The organism is Mycobacterium sp. 3519A (genome assembly GCF_900240945.1).
In the GTDB taxonomy this organism is placed as follows: Bacteria; Actinomycetota; Actinomycetes; order Mycobacteriales; family Mycobacteriaceae; genus Mycobacterium.
On the sequence record NZ_OESG01000004.1, the window covers coordinates 1 to 4,073 of the forward strand.

The 4,073-nt window shown below is 68.3% G+C and carries 3 protein-coding genes and 1 pseudogene; 2 read left to right on the top strand and 2 right to left on the bottom strand.

Translation table 11 applies throughout. The features are described from left to right. The first annotated feature begins 278 nt into the window (after positions 1-278). Together C1A30_RS00035 and C1A30_RS00040 are read left to right on the top strand one after the other, a co-directional pair. Positions 279-479, top strand: a complete 201-nt coding sequence (locus C1A30_RS00035; RefSeq protein WP_101946263.1) for a hypothetical protein — start codon at positions 279-281, stop codon at positions 477-479. Positions 480-537: 58 nt separating this feature from the next. After that, positions 538-3,141, top strand: coding sequence for a LuxR C-terminal-related transcriptional regulator (locus C1A30_RS00040; RefSeq protein WP_101946264.1), 2,604 nt, complete (start codon positions 538-540; stop codon positions 3,139-3,141). Between the two features lie 6 nt (positions 3,142-3,147). Here the strand turns inward: C1A30_RS00040 and C1A30_RS00045 are convergent, their stop codons facing one another. Together C1A30_RS00045 and C1A30_RS35490 are read right to left on the bottom strand one after the other, a co-directional pair. Next, positions 3,148-3,603, bottom strand: coding sequence for a lipoprotein LpqH (locus tag C1A30_RS00045; protein WP_101946265.1), 456 nt, complete (start codon positions 3,601-3,603; stop codon positions 3,148-3,150). 17 nt (positions 3,604-3,620) lie between these two features. Beyond that, positions 3,621-4,073, bottom strand: a pseudogene (locus tag C1A30_RS35490) (hypothetical protein); the annotation flags it as partial.

Consider the following 4,073-nt stretch of genomic DNA (forward strand, 5'->3'; position numbering starts at 1 on the left):
CTCACCGGAGGCCTCCTGATCTGCAACTGTGGCTCTACCGATGCGAGTGTTCACTCATCGTCGGCAACCCACGTCCGATTGCAGCCCGAGGCCTTCGGCCTCAAGTCGCCTCCATACCGTCTAGGGAATGTAGGTCCGCCACGGCGGGTCAATTGGGGTAGTCGACTACTCCAGCTGCGACAGCCCCGGTACGCCACCGTGAAGTAGTGCAGTCGACTCCGCACTGGGGTAGCGGACTACCTCAGCCAGACGCAGGGCACGGCGGCAGACTCGAGTGCGTGTCCCCCGATGCACGCCGCGCCGAATCTCTTCGGCGGTTGCCGCTGCCGTATGCCACCGCCCTGCGGATGCGGGATGCCGGCGTCGCCGACGACGTCATCGCCGAATGCGTCGGGGTGGAGCTCGACGCACTGCCGACGTTCATGCGCGTCGCCGACGCCAAACTGGCCGCGGTGTCGAGGCAGTCGCCGGACCGGTGAACGTCCACATTTGCTTGGAAAGAGAATCGGAACGTCGCTACCAGCTAAGATCCGCGCGGTGACCTCCCGGTGGCCGCTCGTCGGGCGAACTGAAGAGCTTGCACTGATCGCCGATGCCACCCGCGCGATCGCCGACCGTGCCCGCGGGATCGTGTTGTCCGGCGCTGCGGGTGTCGGCAAAACCCGCATCGCGCACGAGGCCGTCGCCACCTGCGGGCGGCGCAGCGCGTGCAGGCACTGGATCGTCGGTACCGCGACGGCGCGTAGCGTCCCATTGGGCGCCTTCGCCGACGTCGCGACCGACTTCGGCCCCGACCCCTTGCGCAGGGTGCGGGAGGTGATCGACGGGCTCATCGGCGATGCAGATGACGGCGAGGTCGTCCTCGGCGTCGACGACGCGCATCTGCTCGACGACCTTTCGGCGTTCACCGTCCACCAGATCGTCACACGCCGGCTGGCCACGGTGATTCTGACGATCCGTTCCGGTGAGCGTCCGCCGGACGCCATCACCGCGATCTGGAAAGACCAGCACCTGGACCGCCTTGAACTGCAACCACTTTCACTCGATGAGACCACCCTTCTGTTGGAGCACGTACTCGACGGGCCGGTTCACTCGGTGTGCGCACGCAGACTGTGGCAATACACGCAGGGCAACACGCTCTATTTGCGCCACCTTCTCGACAGCGAGGTCAACGCCGGTCACATCTCGCGGTCGTCGGGCATCTGGCTGTGGGAAGGACAACCCAAGCTGCCGCCGACGCTGGCCGAGCTCATCGATGCGCGCATCGCTCGCGCGCCGCGGGCAGTGCGCGACGTGCTCGACGCACTCGCCGTCACCGAGCCACTGGATATCGACATCCTCGCGGCGTTCGCCGATCGCGACGCCATCGCCGAGGCGGAATCTCTCGGTCTGGTGCGCATCGATGCCGATGTTCTCCCCGCCGCGGTACGGCTGGCGCACCCCATGTTCGGTGAGGTTCGCCGTTCCAGTTCGGTGCGGCTGCAACGGCTGGCCGGGCGGATCGCCACCGAACTCGCCAGGAAGGGTTCGACCGACCCCCGAGACGTCGTCCGCCGCGCGGTGCTGACACTTGAGTCAGACGTTGTCCCCTCCGCAGAGCTTCTCCTCGCCGCGGCCGGGGCCGCGATGCAGCTGATGGACCTGCGACTTGCCGAAACCCTGGCCGAACGCGCCGTCGCCGCGGGCGGCGGCCCCGACGCCACGATCACGCAGGCGATGGCGATCACGTGGCAGGAACGCGGGATGGATGCGGAGCACATCCTCGCCGGACTCGCCGGTGCCACAACGGAACCGCTGCGGTCCCAGGTTGCGATGCTGCGTGCGCTGAATCTCGCCGCTTCGCTCGGTCAACCGGCGGACGCCGAACGCGAACTCGAGGTGGTGGGAACCGATGACGGCGTAGCGCAGGCGAGCGCCGCCGCCCTGCGGGCACTGATCGCCGTGACACGTGGTGACGCCAGAACCGCCGTCGACCGAGCCGCGGCATTTCTCGCAAATCCGCCTGATGATGCTGTCGCACAGATGGTTTCGATCTGGGCGCTGGTGACCGGACTCGGTGACCTCGGCCGCATCGATGAGATCGAGCCCGTGGCAGAGCGCGGTTACGTGCTGGCCGATAGCTCGCCTGAGGCGTCGCATTTGCGCCACCCACTGGCAGTGCTGCAGGCGCACGCGTACCGACTCGCCGGTGCGTTGACAGATGCCGACGCGGTGATCGCCCGAATTCGAAGCGATACCTTCGATGTTCCGTTCGAAGGCACATGGCATGCCTTTCTGGCCAGTTTCGCGGCGCTGTGTCGAGGCGCGCTGACCGACACTCAGCGCTTGTGCCAGGAGTCCGTCGCCTTCCTGGACGGCGGCAGCGGAGGCATGATCAAGGGATTCAGCCGCACCTGGATGGCCACCGCGACTGCGATGGCAGGCAACGCCGTTGACGCCCGCCGCGAGTTCGCGGCCATCGAATGGTGGGACCAGGATCCCGACGCGTGCGAGTGGGACTCGGAGAGGGCGATCGCGCAGGCATGGACGCACGCCGCGGAAGGGTCGACATCGCAGGCGATCTCGATCTGTCTCGAGGCCGCGGTCCGAGAACGGCGGCTCGGCAGACCCGCCGTCGAGGTGTGTCTACTGCAGGCAGCGACGCAGTTCGGTGACGCCACCACCGCATCACGGCTCGCGGAACTGGCCGACCAGGTCCAGGGTCCCCGTGCGCCGACCGCCGCAGCGCATGCGTCCGCGCTGACAGCTGCAAGCGGTGCCGGATTGGTCGATGCGTCGCGGCGCTACGAGCAGTTCGGCGATCGCGTGGCGGCCGCCGACGCCGCCGCTCAAGCCGTGCTTGCTTACCAGCACGCCGGCCTGCGCGGAGCGGCGCTGACCGCCTCGGCGACCGCGCAGCGGTTGGCGGCCGTATGCCAGGGCGCTCGGACTCCGGCGCTGCGCATGGCGACCGCACCACAATCGTTCACCGCGCGCCAACGCGAAATCATCTCGCTTGCCGCGCAAGGACTCTCGAACAAACAGATCGCCGATCGGCTCGCGATGTCGGTCCGTTCCATTGAAGGGCACCTGTTCCGCGCCTCACAACGTGTCGGAGCCAACAGCCGCGACCAGCTGATCTCCCTGCTGCAGGGCTGCTGAATCCCGCTACGGGCAGGCGATCTCGAGCTCGAACGGCTTGTTCAGCGGCTGCATGGGGTTGGCCATGTCAATGCCCGTGACCGTGCCCGAGATCTTCCAGTTGTTGCCGTCCTTGGTGGCCTTGGCCTCGCCCTGGCCCGTGCCGTGCTGGTAGCCCAGCGTGACGCCGTTGACGTTGCCGAGGCCCACGGACTGGACGGTGGACCCGTCCTCGCTGACCACTGCGGCGATGCCGGTCGCGGCGTCACCGATCGCGATGTTCATGTTGCCGCCCATCGCACTGCAGACGACCGTGCCTGCGACGTTCTGATCCTGACCGTCGATCATGACCTTCGTCCCACCCCCGCTGGATGCCGCTGTCGGACTGGGGCTTTCGGACTCCTTGTCGCTCGAGGAACAGCCCGAGAGACCGGTGATGACAATCGCCGCGCCGCCAAGTGCGATCACGAGTTCACGCTTCATCCTTGTTCTCCTTCGTGTTATCCGTCAGCGCCGTCGCTGCCGTTGCTGGGGGTGTGGCCAGTGCCAGTGCCCCCTGCGCCGCCTTGCCCGCCCGGCGACCCGCCGTCTCCGCCGTTCCCTCCGGACGCAGGCCCGCTGCCGGGGCCGGCGTTGTTGGTCGCGCTGCCGCCCGCACCTCCGTCACCGCCGGTGCCCGTCACCGCGTTGCCGCCGGTGCCACCCGCGCCGCCGGTGGGGGTGCCGACGGGTGTGTGCGCGTCGCCGCCGCTGCCGCCGTCACCGGCATTGCCGAATGCTCCGCTGTTGCCGCCGTCGCCGCCCTTGCCGCCTGCGCCGGGGGCGAACGAGGTCTCCGCATCGCCGCCATCGCCGCCGTCGCTCCCGTCACCCGCCAACAGACCGCCGCCGCCCCCTCGCCCGCCGTCGCCGCCCGTTGCTTTCACCGTGTTGCTGGTGTCGGCGTTTCCGCC

Excerpts from the sequence above, each read along its gene's own strand:
- C1A30_RS00045 (WP_101946265.1), bottom strand. The coding sequence starts at position 3,603 with ATGAAGCGTGAACTCGTGATCGCACTTGGCGGCGCGGCGATTGTCATC.